The sequence below is a fragment of the Pseudomonas sp. MWU13-2100 genome (assembly GCF_023242365.1).
GTDB lineage: Bacteria > Pseudomonadota > Gammaproteobacteria > Pseudomonadales > Pseudomonadaceae > Aquipseudomonas.
Genome location: NZ_JALLIX010000025.1, coordinates 30,841 through 45,151 on the forward strand (window position 1 = coordinate 30,841; position 14,311 = coordinate 45,151).

8 protein-coding genes are annotated in these 14,311 nt (G+C 64.0%); 1 reads left to right on the forward strand and 7 read right to left on the reverse strand.

Annotated elements, in window-relative coordinates:
• Window positions 1-156: 156 nt before the first annotated feature.
• Both M5B99_RS17985 and M5B99_RS17990 read right to left on the reverse strand, forming a co-directional pair.
• Complete coding sequence (locus tag M5B99_RS17985; protein ID WP_248805299.1) at window positions 157-1,302, reverse strand: M14-type cytosolic carboxypeptidase; 1,146 nt, start codon at window positions 1,300-1,302, stop codon at window positions 157-159.
• Window positions 1,303-1,740: 438 nt separating this feature from the next.
• Window positions 1,741-2,103, reverse strand: a complete 363-nt coding sequence (locus tag M5B99_RS17990) for a DUF6124 family protein (RefSeq protein WP_248805300.1) — start codon at window positions 2,101-2,103, stop codon at window positions 1,741-1,743.
• 129 nt (window positions 2,104-2,232) lie between these two features.
• Between M5B99_RS17990 and M5B99_RS17995 the strand changes: the two genes are divergently transcribed.
• Complete coding sequence (locus tag M5B99_RS17995) at window positions 2,233-2,883, forward strand: LexA family protein (protein WP_248805301.1); 651 nt, start codon at window positions 2,233-2,235, stop codon at window positions 2,881-2,883.
• A gap of 151 nt (window positions 2,884-3,034) precedes the next feature.
• On the opposite strand, the gene M5B99_RS18000 is transcribed toward M5B99_RS17995, so the two are convergent.
• From M5B99_RS18000 to M5B99_RS18020, 5 genes are all read right to left on the reverse strand, one after another.
• On the reverse strand, window positions 3,035-4,981 hold the full coding sequence (locus tag M5B99_RS18000) for an acetyl/propionyl/methylcrotonyl-CoA carboxylase subunit alpha (RefSeq protein WP_248805302.1): 1,947 nt from the start codon (window positions 4,979-4,981) through the stop codon (window positions 3,035-3,037).
• On the reverse strand, window positions 4,981-5,796 hold the full coding sequence (locus tag M5B99_RS18005) for a gamma-carboxygeranoyl-CoA hydratase (RefSeq protein WP_248805303.1): 816 nt from the start codon (window positions 5,794-5,796) through the stop codon (window positions 4,981-4,983). Before M5B99_RS18005 ends, M5B99_RS18000 begins: the two co-directional genes overlap by 1 nt.
• A gap of 148 nt (window positions 5,797-5,944) precedes the next feature.
• Window positions 5,945-7,552, reverse strand: coding sequence for a carboxyl transferase domain-containing protein (locus tag M5B99_RS18010; RefSeq protein WP_248805304.1), 1,608 nt, complete (start codon window positions 7,550-7,552; stop codon window positions 5,945-5,947).
• An 11-nt stretch (window positions 7,553-7,563) separates the two neighbouring features.
• Entirely contained in the window at window positions 7,564-8,727 is a 1,164-nt protein-coding gene (locus M5B99_RS18015; protein ID WP_248805305.1) for an isovaleryl-CoA dehydrogenase, read from the reverse strand.
• A 241-nt stretch (window positions 8,728-8,968) separates the two neighbouring features.
• A complete protein-coding gene (locus M5B99_RS18020; protein ID WP_248805306.1) occupies window positions 8,969-13,951 on the reverse strand; it encodes a dermonecrotic toxin domain-containing protein in 4,983 nt (1,660 codons plus the stop codon).
• Between the last annotated feature and the right edge of the window lie 360 nt (window positions 13,952-14,311).

Consider the following 14,311-nt stretch of genomic DNA (forward strand, 5'->3'; position numbering starts at 1 on the left):
TTGCACATCGTGTCCGGCGCGGCGAGGCCAGGGACCGGTTTTGTAACCGCTCGGTCAGGCTTTGCGCCGGGTATCCAGGCTCAAGCACCCGCCACCGAAGGCGACAACCTGCGGTCGGCCATGGTCATGTCCGCCCCGGCACGCCCCTGTGCAGTCTCAGCGCAACTGTTCGACGATAGCCGCGACGCTGCTGAGCAGGTCCTTGCCCAGTTGCTTCGAGCGCTGGCCGGACCAGCCGGTGCGCGGGTCCGGGGCGTCGTCGTTGTCCTTGAAGGGCATTTCCAGGGTCAGCGACAGGCAGTCGAAGCGCTGGCCGACACTGTTGCAAGCCAGGGTCATATTGGCCTGGCCGGGCAGGCTGCGGGCGTAGCCATGGGTGGTCTGGAAATCCACCGTGAGTGCGCTCAGATGACTGCGAAAGCGGCTTTCCAGCTCGGCGATACGCGGCGTGTAGCCGGGATTGCCTTCGCAGCCGGCGGTGAAGATGTAGGGGATTTCCTCGTCGCCATGGATATCCAGGAACAGATCGACGCCATGCTGGGCCATCTGCTGCTGGACGAACAGGACTTCGGGGCTGATTTCCTGGCTGGCGTTCTGCCAGGCGCGGTTGAGGTCCTGGCCCATGGCGTTGGTGCGCAGATGCCCGTGGAAGGCCCCGTCCGGGTTCATATTGGGCACCAGGTACAGGTCGGCGCGGGCCAGCAGGTCGCGCAGTTCGGTGTCGTCCTGCTGTTGCAGGCGTTCGATCACGCCTTCCATGAACCATTCGGCCATATGTTCGCCCGGATGCTGCTGGGCGATGAGCCAGATCTTGCGCCGGCCTTCGGCGCCACTGCCTTTGCGCAGCAGCTGGATGTCCCGGCCTTCGACACTTTTGCCGATGGCCAGCAGTTCGGTGCCGGCGTGGCTCAGGGCCTGCTCGATCAGCCTGTCATGGCGCTCGCGGCTGTAGGGTTCGAAGTAGGCGAACCAGACTTGCGCCTGTTCGGCCACCAGGCTGATATGCAGGCTTTCACCGTCGAAACGGGTGTCGACACGGAACCAGTTCTGGTGATCGTAGGAGGCGACGGCGCGGTAGCCGGTCCAGGCCTTGTTGTAGGAGGACTGGCTGGCATTGCTCAGTTCGAAGGCATAGGTCTCGCCCGTTCGCAGGCCTTCAACCTTGAAATGGAACCACTGGAAATGCTGGCTGCGGGTATCCGGCTCGATGGCCAGGAGCAGGTGGTGCGGGTTGCTGGTGTCCAGCGCCTGGATATTACCGCTGTCGAAGTTGCTGCTGATTTTGAGAGGAGATAGAACCACGGACGAGTACCCGGAGAGGCTTTTTGTGGCTGCTACTGTACACCCCGATGAGATATTAGCCGAGGCGCGAGGTCATGGGGTGGCTGGAGAGGGGGCCGAAGCTTTTATTGGGGGATGTTCCCTTGCTGTCATCGCCGTCATCACGACGGTTCATCCAGAGGGCGGCGCACCAGTCTTCATTAGCCTGAAGCCAAGCCAGTGAGTAAATCGGGTGCAAAAAAAGACCCGGCAAAAAGCCGGGTCAAAAACCGTGATTAGCCTGATGAGGGGATAACCCAGGAGTCCGACCTGAGGTCTCCGGGATTATCGACTGATCTCGCGATCAGATGCCTGCAATAATAATCATTATCATTTAACGGTCAAGTCTTTTCCCGTTCCCCGCGGGTATTATTTTTCCTATTCCCTCCCGGGGCCGGTGGTTGCCTGGCCGCGGCGTGTTCACGTCGTGCCGGTCTGTATCTGCACGACGCGGTCCACCAAGGCCTTGGCCATGTCGATCATGTACACCACCGAACAACCCAGGTCGCGGTTCGCTCCGTTCGCGGCTTCGTAGGCGGCCGCCGCCGCGCAACGCAGCAGATCGGAGGCCTGGATCATGGCTTCCTCGATATCCAGGTCGTCGCGTACGGCAAAGAGCTTCTGGTAGAGGGGTTCATCGCTGGTATTCGCCGCGCAAGGGGCTTTTGAAACGCCTGGTTTCAAATAATAGTCGAGTGCTCGTTGGGCGGCGGCGCGATCCTTGAGGGACGCGAGCGGGCTTTTCGAGTCGGTTCGAGGGCTATCTGTCGTGATGGAAGTCATGAAGGGCCTGCCTTTCAGAGGAAGTTCAAGTCAGCCTTTGAAGGTTAGTACTATTGGTATTGCGTTGCTCGTCACAAACAATACATTTTGTGTATTGAGTGGCGAAGTACTGTCCGTATTGTTCCGTCCATGGATAAATGGATAGCATTGGTGAAGGCCAAGCTCGAAGAGCTTCGTCTTTCGCAGGAAAAACTTGGCGAACGCCTGGACATCACCCAGGGCGGCGTTGGTCATTGGCTGAACAAAAGGCGCAAGCCTGATCTGGTGATGATGAACAAGGTCCTCCAGGCGCTGGGCCTGGGGCACCTGGAGGTGGTCCTGTTGATTCGTGACCGTACGGTGGCGGCCCAGGCCCCTGAAGAACGTGACGAACAGGTCTACGATATCACCTCGGCGTTTCGCTACCCGGTCAGCGACTGGCAGGCGGTCGCCACGTTGCAGGATTCGGCCCGGGGCGAGTACGTCGGGCGTTATGAAGTGACCGATCATTACGCCCCGGCGGCGTTCTGGTTGCAGGTGGTGGGCGATGCGATGACGGCGCCGTCCGGCACCAGTGTGCCCGAGGGCATGATGGTGCTGGTGGACCCGGATCGGGAGGTCGAGGTCGGCAGCCTGGTGGTTGCCCGTTTGCACGAGGGCGAGGAGGCGATTTTCCGTCAGTGGATGGAGGAGGGCGGGCAACCCTACCTCAAGCCGTTGAACCCGACCTGGCCGAAGATTCCGGTCACCGAGGATTGCTGCGTGATTGGCGTGGTGGTACAGGCGACCGCGAAATTCTGAAGGCCGGCTCCGTTCGTGACGCGTTCACCTGTGGGAGCGGAGCTTGCCCGCGAAGAACCATGACGCGGTGCACCTGATACACCGCAGCGCATTCTTCGCGGGCAAGCTCCGCTCCCACAAAAGCCGTGCTCACACACACGCTTGGTTGCAGTCAGGATTCCAGTTCCACCAACGCGCTGCCTTCGCTGACCATTTCGCCTTCCTGACAATACAGCGCCTTGATCACGCCCGCCTGGGGCGCACGGATGCTGTGTTCCATCTTCATCGCCTCCAGCACCACCAACTGGGCCCCGGCCTCGACGCTTTGCCCGACCGTCACCAGCACCCGCACGATGCTGCCGTTCATCGGCGCGCCCAGGCCACCCTGATGGCCGTGGCCGCTGTCGACGGCGGCAATCGGGTCGAAGCGAGTGATCTTGTGGCACTCGCCCTGCCAGTCCAGGTAGAGCCCGTCGGCACTGCGGATCACCCGATGCCGACGGCGAACGCCGGCCTGTTCCGTCGACAGGTATTCCCCGTGCAGTTCAAACCGGGTGTCCAGCGTCAGGCCGACGGCCCGGTCCTCGCCGTCGCAGCTCAGGTGCACCACGCTTTGCGCTGGCAGTCCGCTGCGAAAACCGTTGCCCTGGGCCCAGGGTGAGGCCGGGTCGTCCGCCCTTACGCCAGGGGCCTGGCCCTGCATGAAGGCCTGGGCGGCCGCCTGCCAGAACTCATCGGTCCGCGCCTCCGGCTGCGGCAGCAGGTCTTCCTGATAGCGCGGAATAAAGCCGGTATCCAGCTCTGCCGCGGCAAACGCCGGATGGGCGACGATCCGCCGGAGGAAGCCGAGGTTGGTTTTCAGCCCGCCAATCACGAACTCGTCGAGCATCGCCAGCAAACGCAGGCGCGCCTGCTCGCGGGTCTCGCCCCAGGCGATCAGCTTGCCGAGCATCGGGTCGTAGAACGGCGAGACGCTGTCGCCCTCGGCCACGCCGCTGTCAACCCGGCGCCCGGCTCCCGGCGCCGACTCGCGATAGAGCTCCAGGCACCCGGTGGCCGGCAGGAAATCATGGCCCGGGTCTTCGGCATACAGACGCACTTCGATGGCATGGCCGTGCAGCGGTACCTGCGCCTGGGTGATCGGCAGCACTTCACCGCAGGCCACGCGAATCTGCCAGGCCACCAGGTCGAGGCCGGTTATGGCTTCGGTGACCGGGTGCTCGACCTGCAGGCGGGTGTTCATCTCCATGAAGAAGAAGTCGCCACGGGCGTCCAGCAGGAACTCCACGGTGCCGGCACCGACATAACCGATGGCCTGGGCCGCGCGCACCGCTGCCTCGCCCATGGCCTGGCGCAGTTCCGCGCTCAGCCCCGGCGCCGGGGCTTCCTCGACGACTTTCTGGTGACGGCGCTGGATCGAGCAGTCGCGCTCGTTGAGGTACAGGCAGTGGCCGTGCTGGTCGGCGAACACCTGGATCTCCACATGGCGCGGCTTGAGCAGGTATTTCTCCACCAGCATCCGCGAATCGCCGAAGGACGATTGCGCTTCACGCTGGGCCGAGGCCAGGGCTTCGGCTAGCTGGCTGACGTCCTCGACCACTTTCATGCCCTTGCCGCCACCGCCGGCGGTGGCCTTGAGCAGTACCGGGTAGCCGATGCGCTCGGCGGCGGCGCGGAAGGTCTCCAGGTCCTGCGCGGTGCCGTGATAACCCGGCACCAGCGGTACTCCGGCGGTTTCCATCAGGGCCTTGGCCGCGGACTTGCTGCCCATGGCATCGATGGCGCTGGCGGGCGGGCCGAGGAAGACCAGGCCGGCGGCCTCGATGGCCCGGGCAAAGCCGGCGTTTTCCGAAAGGAAACCGTAACCGGGGTGGATCGCCTGGGCGCCGCTGGCCTGGGCGGCGGTGATCAGCTTGTCGATCTGCAGGTAGCTCTCGGCGGCCTTGCTGCCCCCCAGGTCGACACGGATATCGGCTTCACGGCTATGCCGGGCGTCACGGTCGACGGTGCTGTGCACGGCGACGGTGGTCAGGCCCAGGGCCTTGGCGGTGCGCATCACCCGGCAGGCGATTTCGCCGCGATTGGCCACCAGGATGGAAGTGATCACGGGCGTGTTCATCAGCGCGGCTCCTTGGCGGTGGACTCGGCTTGCCAGCTCGGCGGGCGTTTTTGCAGGAAGGCCCGCAAGCCTTCCTGGCCTTCGGCACTGACGCGGATGCGGGCAATGGCGTTTTCGCAATAGCGGCGCCGCGCCGGACTGAGCTCACCGCTGCCGATTTCGCGCAGCAGTTCCTTGCTGACGCGCATGGCTTGCGGGCTGTTGAGCAACAGATTGGCAGTCCAGGCTTCGACCTGCTGCTCCAGTTCGCTGGCCGGACAGGTTTCGGACAACAGGCCCAGCTCGCGGGCCCGCAGACCGTTGAAGCGCTCGGCGGTCAGGGCGTAGCGGCGCGCGGCGCGCTCGCCGATGGCCTGGACCACGAACGGGCTGATCACCGCCGGGGCCAGGCCGATGCGCACTTCCGAGAGGCAGAACTGCGCATCGTCGCTACCGATGGCCATGTCACAGGCACCGACCAGACCGAGGGCGCCGCCATAGGCCGCGCCCTGGACCACGGCCAGGGTCGGGATTTTCAACCTGGCCAGGTTGTACATCAGTTCGGCCAGTTCGCGGGCGTCGTCGAGATTGGTGGCGTAGTCGAGTTGGGCCGACTGCTGCATCCAGGCCAGGTCGGCGCCGGCGCTGAAGTGCCGGCCACGGCCGCGCAGCACCAGGAAACGCAGGGCGGCGTTGCCCTGGACTTTGTCCAGGGCGAGGATCAGCTCGCGGATCATCTCGGCGTTGAAGGCGTTGTTCTTTTCTTCGCGGCTCAGCCACAAGGTGGCGAAGCCCCGGGGGTCGATCTGCAGTTCGAGGGTGTTGAAGTCGGTCATGGTGTCGGGTCCTGTGCAGCTTTTGTTGGCGCTGGATTGCCACTGGTGAGGATGTTGTCCTTGCCGCCGCCATCGCCGGCAAGCCGGCTCCTACAAGGGTTGGCGTTTTCTCCGAGCGTCTGGGCAGGCGCGAACCGGCGGCTGACGGTCACATCCGGAACACGCCGAAGCGGCTCGGTTCGATCGCCGCATTGAGCGCGGCCGAGAGTGCCAGGCCAAGGATTTCTCGGGTCTGGGCCGGGTCGATGACGCCGTCGTCCCACAGCCGGGCACTGGAGTAGTACGGGTGCCCCTGGTGTTCGTACTGGTCGAGGATCGGCTGCTTGATCTCGGCTTCCTGTTGCGCCGAGAAGTGCTCGCCATTGCGCTCGTGCTGCTCGCGCTTGACCTGCACCAGGACCCCGGCGGCCTGTTCGGCGCCCATGACGCCGATTCGCGCGTTCGGCCACATCCACAGGAAGCGCGGGTCATAGGCCCGGCCGCACATGCCGTAGTTGCCGGCGCCGAAGCTGCCGCCGATGATCACGGTGAATTTCGGCACCTTGGCACAGGCCACGGCGGTGACCAGCTTGGCGCCGTGCTTGGCGATCCCGCCGGCTTCGTATTTCTGGCCGACCATGAAGCCGGTGATGTTCTGCAGGAACAGCAGCGGGATGCCGCGCTGGCAGGCCAGTTCGATAAAGTGCGCGCCTTTCTGCGCGGCTTCGGCGAAGAGGATGCCGTTGTTCGCCAGGATCGCGATGGGATAACCGTGCAGGTGGGCGAAGCCGCAGACCAGGGTGGTACCGAACAGCGCCTTGAATTCATCGAACACCGAGCCGTCCACCAGCCGGGCAATGACCTCGCGCACGTCGAATGGTTGCTTGGCGTCAGCCGGCACCACGCCATATAGCTCGTCGCCGCTGTACAGCGGCGCGATGGGCGTGCGTTGCTGCAGTTCACCGAGCTTGCGCCAGTTGAGGTTGGCAATGCTGCGCCGGGCCAGGGCCAGGGCGTGCTCGTCGTTCTCGGCGTAATGGTCGGCCACGCCGGAGATCTTGCAGTGTACATCGGCACCGCCAAGGTCCTCGGCACTCACCACTTCACCGGTGGCGGCTTTGACCAGCGGCGGACCGGCGAGGAAGATGGTCGCCTGCTGGCGGACCATGATCGCTTCGTCAGCCATCGCCGGCACATAGGCTCCGCCGGCGGTGCAGGAGCCCATGACCACGGCGATCTGCGGGATGCCCTGGGCGCTCATATTGGCCTGGTTGAAGAAGATCCGCCCGAAGTGCTCGCGGTCCGGGAACACTTCATCCTGGCGCGGCAGGTTGGCGCCGCCGGAGTCCACCAGGTAGATGCACGGCAGACGATTCTGCTGGGCGATGGTCTGCGCCCGCAGGTGTTTTTTAACGGTGAGCGGGTAGTAGGAACCGCCTTTGACCGTGGCATCGTTGGCCACGATCATGCATTCGACGCCTTCGACGCGGCCGATACCGGCAATCACCCCGGCAGCCGGGACGTCTTCGCCGTAGACCTCGTAGGCTGCCAATTGGCTGATCTCCAGGAACGGCGAACCGGGATCGAGCAAGCGGTTGATCCGTTCCCGAGGCAGCAGTTTGCCCCGCGAGGCATGCCGTTCCTGGGCCTTCGGCCCGCCGCCTTGCTGGACCTGAGCCAGCAGGGTACGCAGGGCCACGACCTGTTCGAGCATCGCCGCGCGGTTGCCGGCGAACTCGCTCGAACGCGGATTGAGTTGCGTGTGCAGGATTGCCATGTGCGCGCCCCTCAGCGGGTTTCGTTGAACAGTTCGCGGCCGATCAGCATGCGGCGGATCTCGCTGGTGCCGGCGCCGATTTCATACAGTTTGGCGTCGCGCAGCAGGCGTCCGGCGGGGAACTCGTTGATGTAGCCGTTGCCGCCAAGGATCTGGATCGCGTCGAGGGCCATCTGGGTCGCGCGCTCGGCGCTGTAGAGGATCACCCCGGCGGCGTCCTTGCGGGTGGTCTCGCCGCGTTCGCAGGCCTGGGCCACCGCATACAGGTAGGCGCGGCTGGCATTGAGTTGGGTGTACATGTCGGCGACCTTGCCCTGGATCAGCTGGAATTCGCCGATGCTCTGGCCGAACTGCTTGCGGTCGTGGATATAGGGCACCACCAGGTCCATGCAGGCCTGCATGATCCCGGTCGGGCCGCCGGAGAGCACCACGCGTTCGTAGTCGAGGCCGCTCATCAGCACCTTCACGCCGCCATTGAGGACGCCGAGGATATTTTCTTCCGGCACTTCGACGTCATCGAAGAACAGCTCGCAGGTGTTGGAGCCGCGCATGCCGAGCTTGTCGAACTTGTTGCTGCGGCTGAAGCCTTTCCAGTCGCGCTCGACGATAAAGGCGGTGATGCCGTGGGCGCCCTTTTCCGGCTCGGTCTTGGCATAAATCACATAGGTGTTGGCGTCGGGACCGTTGGTGATCCAGGTCTTGCTGCCATTGAGCACGTAGCGCTCGCCGCGTTTGTCGGCGCGCAGTTTCATCGAGACCACGTCGGAGCCGGCGTTGGGTTCGCTCATGGCCAGGGCGCCGACATGCTCGCCGCTGATCAGCTTGGGCAGGTACTGGGTTTTCTGCTGGTGATTGCCGTTGCGGTTGATCTGGTTGACGCAGAGGTTGGAGTGGGCGCCGTAGGAAAGGGCGACCGAGGCCGAGCCGCGGCTGACTTCTTCCATCACCAGCACATGGGCCAGGTAACCCAGGCCGGCGCCGCCGTACTCTTCCGGGACCGTGATGCCGAGCAGGCCCATGTCGCCGAACTTGCGCCACATGTCGGCGGGGAACAGGTTGTCCACGTCAATCTGCGCGGCCCGCGGCGCCAGCTCCCGGGCGACAAAGGTCTGCACCTGGTCACGGAGCATGTCGAGGGTTTCACCGAGGGCGAAGTTCAGGGTCGGATAGCTCATGAGGCACCTTTTGTTATGGGTTGAGCAAGGCGTTGGTGTGGGGCGTTATTCACCTTTACGTTAACGTAAAGGTGATGGCTCCGACTGTCAATCGGACATTTTTGCCGGACGGTCCCGTCCCGGGTGCGGTCCGTGTGGGAGCCGGCTTGCCGGCGATGGGGCCGGCAAGTCCGGCATCGATCTTGCGGACGTCATCGCCGGCAAGCCGGCTCCTACAGGGGCGGTGTCTGGCCTGAGGGATTCAGCTCGCCAGCCCGTGCTCGCGTAACGCCGCTTCGGTCAGGCGCTCCAACTCGTCGTTGTACTCACGTGCGATGGCTTCATAGAGGGCCTGGTATTCGGCGTCGGTCATGCTCCGGGCAAACACCTCCGACTCGGGCTTGCCCAGGGTCGCGGCCGCCGCTTTCATCGCTGCTTCCAGCCTGGCCTTTTCATCCGCCGACAGCTTGCCGTTGTTGAACCAGCGTTCCTCTGCCGTTTGCAGATCCACCAGTGCATCGCTCTTTTGTTCGCGCAGCGTCTCTTTCTGGCTGAGCTCCTGCAGGTACTGGATCTCCAGGTAGTCCTTCCAGAATGCCTGCTTGACGATCTGCCTGACGGCATCCCCGGGTTGCGATTCCTGTTGCAGGATGGCCAGGTAAGCCTTGTCCAACTGGCTCTGACTGACACGGGCAACGTCCTCGTAAACCATCTTCGAAGCCTGCCAGGGCAGTACCAGTCGCTCGGCCAGACCGACGCGATAGGCCAGGTAGATTTCCGCTTCGTCGGGATCCGCGCCCTCGGCCCTGCGCTTGGCGATCAGTGCCCGGGCGTGCCCGTTGACGCGATCCAGGCGTGCCTTGCCCTTGGCCAGTCGCAGCAGTTTCAATTCGATCCGTTGGGCCTCCGGTTCGGCATAGGCCTCATACAACAACACGTCGAAGCCCATGTCGCTGAAGGCCACGGTCATGCCGTCGACACAGGCGTCCGGTTGCGGCGCGCTGGCCTTGAGGAAGAGCTTCTCGCGCAGTGCGGTATCCTCGACTGCGGCCCGGACCATGCGCCGGACCTTGTCCACGAGGGCCGGGCGGGTGACCTTGTCCTCATAATCGGCGGATTGTTCCAGGTCGCTGATCACCCGGAAAAATGCTTCGGACTGATCGACCGGCTCCTCGGCGGCCAGGCGCGTCCAGGCATCGCGAAAGGCCTGCTGTTCCTCGGGCGCGAGCCTGTACAACCAGGCACTCTCATCCCGTTGCACGGTGCCACGGGAGCCCCAGCGGTCATGCGCCGGTTCGTCGTCGCTGCTCAGGTCGGCTTCCGGGTCCGAGTCGGTCGGCAGGTCCAGGCCCAGGTCGATATCGGTTTCGGCATGGTAGCTCGCGACGTCGTCCAGGGCGCTGGTCCCGATGGGGTTGCCATGGAGGTTGAGGGTACTGGCGATTCGTTGGCCCCGTTGGCTGAGATTCAGCAGCGTGCTCGGCACCGTGGTGAGCTGGTTCGTACCCAGGTCCAGGCGGGCCAGGGCCGGCAGCCGCTCGTAGCCGGTCGGCCAGGTGGCGAGCCCACAGCCGTGCAGGTCGATGCGGGTCAGACCGAGCAGCGTGGAGAAATCCGGTGTGCGCCCCAGTCCCGGATTGTTGGCCAGGTTCAGATCCGTCAGACGGGTCATCGCGGACAGCAGCGCGGCGGTTTCTTCGCTCAGGACGATATTGTTGTTGCTCAGGCTGAGGTGGGTCAGCCGGGTCATCGAACCCAGCGCCGATGGCACCTCGGTCAGGGCTCCGCCACTGAGGTACAGCCGGTTCAACTGCGGGAAATGGCCGAGGAAGCTGTTCAACCCCGTGGTGATATCCGGGTGGGCCAGGCTCAGGTACAGCTCGGTGACATGGCTGAAGTCGGCCGTGAGGACCGGCAGCCGAGCGTCGCGGTCGTAAAGGACAATGTTGAGCCGGTAACCGTCCAGGGTGGCGCGTTGGCCGGGTTCCCGGCGCCAGCATTCCTTGAAGGTTCTGGCGATATGGCTTTTGAGCATCACTGTCTCCGCGGGAGCCGGCGGTGTGCCGATCCAGGCTTCGAGTTCCGTGCACAGGGTGTTGTACTCGCTCTCCAGTTGTTCGAGGCGTTGCACCGCCGCACCTTCGTTCAGCCCGCGCAATTGGAGGAAGGTCTCGACCGCCTGCCAGGAATGCGTGGGGTAAAGGCATTGGGCAAGCTCGGTGAAGGCCGAGGAGCGACTGCCCAGGGGCCGGCCGCCGACGCCGCGACCGCTGAGTGGATAACCGAGCCGGCCGTCGGCCAGGCGCATCGGCGGAACGTAGCCGGGCTTGATCGGCGGCAGGCCGAGGCGTGTTCCCAGCTCCTTGGCGCTGGGCAAGGGTTGCTTGAGCACTGTTCGTTTCAGCTTGCCGGCCTCGTGGGTGCCGGGAAATCCCAGGGCCTTGCGCTCGGCGTCGGGCAGGGCGTGCAGGACGCTGCCGTACAGGTCGTCGGGGCCGTGCAGTTCCTGGCCGAGGGCATCATGGGCTTCGTAGAGATCGCCTTTTTTGACCAGCACCTTGTGAATCGTCGCCTGCTCCGGACCGAGGCTGTCGAGCAAGCGGCCACTGAAGGACAACTCGCGTATCTCCAGGCGCACCTGCTTCGACCAGCCCGGCAGCTTGCCGAGTTGGCCCAGGATGATCCTGTCGGTGTCGGGGTTGCGCGCCGCATCGAGGTAAAGTCCCTCCACGGCCCGCCCCAGGCGCAGGTTACGGCCGTAGTGCCGGGCCTCCTCGGCGAGCCGCAAGGGCACGCGTCGCGCCTCGACCAGCAGCTTGTACTCGGGCGGACTGGCGTGCCGGAGCAATTCCTCGGCGATGCTGCCCGGCAGGCTCGGAAAGTCGCGCCGGATCACGGCGACGGCAGGGTTCTCGGACTGGGTTCGATAGCGATAGTGCGAATCGAACAGTGCTGCCCGGCGGTTGGCGGCCTGTGCCGCGAGTTTGCGCCTGAGCGCCACGGTGCGGGCGTCCAGGCTGATGGGGCCGGCACCGAAGTCTTCGCCCAGCAAGCCGCGAATTTCCGCTTCGTCGAGTTTCTCCAGAACGTTGCGCAGCAGCTGGTTGGCATCGAGTCCTGGCCAGCCGAGGTCGATGCGTTGCAACGCTTGCACCTGGCCGGCGGGGTATTCCTTCAGCGGCACACCGTGTCGATCCAGCAGCCGCAGTACCTTCGAACGCGGCCAGACCGCTTCGCTGGTGAGCAATTGCAGTTCCATGTGCAGTTCGTCCAGCGAAGGGTTGGCCGCGCCACCGCTTTGCAGGCGTTGCACCAGGCGCTTGAGGTCCTGGTCGAGCTTGAAACGGGTCACGCTGTCGTCGAGCAGGGCCGGGGGCCGCTCGCGGTCCACCAGCAGCCGTCGCAGGACATGCTCGTCGACCCCGCTCAATCGCAGAACCTGGTCCGCGGACGCCGGGTCGAGGCTGGCGGCGTCCGGGCTCAACCGGGAAAACAGCTGCGGTTTGCGCCACTGCCAGGGTTGTTCGAACTCATGGAGCCAGGTGCCCTTGCCATTGTGATGGACCAGCGGCGCATAGGCGTCAGGGTTGTTCGGGTGTTGCAGGTGGAAGCGGTTGGCCGTGGCACCGGGGTTGATCTGGTAATGGCGACCGTCCAGGCCCAGGTAGGTCTTGCCCTGATAGTGATAGAGCCCGGCGGCATCGGGCTGCAGTTCCGGCATGGCGGGCAGGGCGTGTTCATAGGGCGTCAGGTCGGCTTTCCAGAGTGCCTGTTCGCCTTGCCGCGGCTGGACCGGCTTGAGTCCTTCAATGAACGACGAACCTTCAAAATCCATGGCCAGCGCGGTTCCCAACCCCAACAGTTCGAGATTCAGCAGCACCCCGAGAAAGCCGAGTACCGCTTGCTCTTTCTCCTCATGGCGCCATTCTTCGATCCCGTTGTAGAGCTGCACGACCAATTGCGCGGCGGCGACCGCGAGCATGGCTTCGCCGAGCCCCGGTACCAGGAACAACAGGTTGACCGTCCAGTTCAGCAATGAGTGCAGGCGCGCCGTGCGGGTTTTCTTATCCTCGTCGTCGGTGGGCACCGCCGTGACCTGGGCATCGTCGAGCATCTTCACCACTTGCAGGGTGCAGAACTCGCGCAAGGCGTTTTCTCCCAGCGGGGTTTTTTCCAGGTTCAGGTTGGCGTTCGGGTCGGACTTGCGCTGTCCACTGGTTGGGTCGACGGGGCTCAGGCGCTCATTGAGGGTGTGGAACAACAGCGGTTGCGTGCGCAGGTGAACATAACGCTTGAAGACACCCTGATGGCTTTTATCCCGCAGGTGTTCCCTGAGTTCATCGTGGAAGGCCGTGAAGGAGGGGTAGCGCTTGACGGCCTGATGCGCATCGCCCGAGCGATAAACCACGCAGGGCGTGGCGCCGGCGACCGGGGTGCTTTGTTCGATCAGCAGGACGCCCTTGAGCACCGCGCCCCAGTCGCCGCTGCCGGGGTTGGGGAAGTCCAGCAAGGTCAGATAGCAGCATTGCACCGGGTGCTTGTTCCAGCGCGCTGCCTGGGTCGGGTCGAGCAGGCTTTGCAGCATCTGGTAGGCCGACAGGTCCAGGGCGCCTTTCATCAGGGCGATCTCCGCCTGCACTGCCAGCTCGTCGCGTTCATGTTGCTCGAAGAGCTGGTTATAGACCGGGCTTGGACGACCTTGATGGACGGGCAGGAGAAAGCTTTCCACGTGTTGCTTGTACTGGCCACCGAGGTCGAGCTGGCGACAGAGGGCGGCGAAGTCAGCCGGCGTGATGGGGGGGTTCAGGACGCCGGTGGTCTTGCGCAGGATCGCCGAACCGCGGTCGAAGCCGAAATGGCCGGTTTCGCTGCTTTCGAAATTTTGCAGGGCGGCTTGCAGCAGGCTCTGCACGATAACGTTTTCCTGGCGTGGTTGGCCGAGGGTGGCCGCCGCAAGGATATGGACGTGCTTGAGCTGGTCCTGGTGAATGTCCAGGCCGGGGCCATAGCGTTCCTCCAGGGCCCGGGAGAGCAGGGGGGCGGCAAAATCCCCGGCGCTTTTGAAACCGTGCAGATGGCGCGCCAGCGCGGCTTTGGAGGTCTGGCTCTGCCTGACGCGGGCGGCAAAGGCCTGGCGTCGGATCAGCGAGGCCTGGGTTAGCCACGACGGCAGCCGCTTCATGATCAGGCGATGGTTTTTGAGGGAGCGTGGTGGTGTGGCGGGGGCGGGTTGCTCGGTGCTCATGACGATGGGCTTTTTCTGTGAATGGAGTGTTCAGCTTATGCCCGCCGTCAGCGGATAAAAGTTTAAAAAACTGAGCTGAATCATAAGGTTGGGATCAGTAATCTGGTTGCCGAAAATAGCCGGATATGGGCGTTGGTCTATCGTCTTGTGCTAGGGCTAGGACGCGTCAGTCAATGAATGGAGATGTTGAAAACGCCGCGTGCGAAGGTTTCGCAGGTCATTGTGTGAAACCCGATGCGTTATTCGAATGGGCCAGTGCATTCGTTGCACCGTGCGGTAGCTGTGCATTCAGAGGGGAGGGGAATCGCACAAACACGAAGGGGAGCCGAAGCTCCCCTTGAATGTGTTGTTGTATGCTCT

Coding starts and splice junctions, on each gene's coding strand:
- M5B99_RS17990 (WP_248805300.1), bottom strand. CDS start 2,103: ATGACTTCCATCACGACAGATAGCCCTCGAACCGACTCGAAAAGCCCG.
- M5B99_RS17995 (WP_248805301.1), top strand. CDS start 2,233: ATGGATAAATGGATAGCATTGGTGAAGGCCAAGCTCGAAGAGCTTCGT.
- M5B99_RS18000 (WP_248805302.1), bottom strand. CDS start 4,981: ATGAACACGCCCGTGATCACTTCCATCCTGGTGGCCAATCGCGGCGAA.
- M5B99_RS18005 (WP_248805303.1), bottom strand. CDS start 5,796: ATGACCGACTTCAACACCCTCGAACTGCAGATCGACCCCCGGGGCTTC.
- M5B99_RS18010 (WP_248805304.1), bottom strand. CDS start 7,552: ATGGCAATCCTGCACACGCAACTCAATCCGCGTTCGAGCGAGTTCGCC.
- M5B99_RS18015 (WP_248805305.1), bottom strand. CDS start 8,727: ATGAGCTATCCGACCCTGAACTTCGCCCTCGGTGAAACCCTCGACATG.
- M5B99_RS18020 (WP_248805306.1), bottom strand. CDS start 13,951: ATGAGCACCGAGCAACCCGCCCCCGCCACACCACCACGCTCCCTCAAA.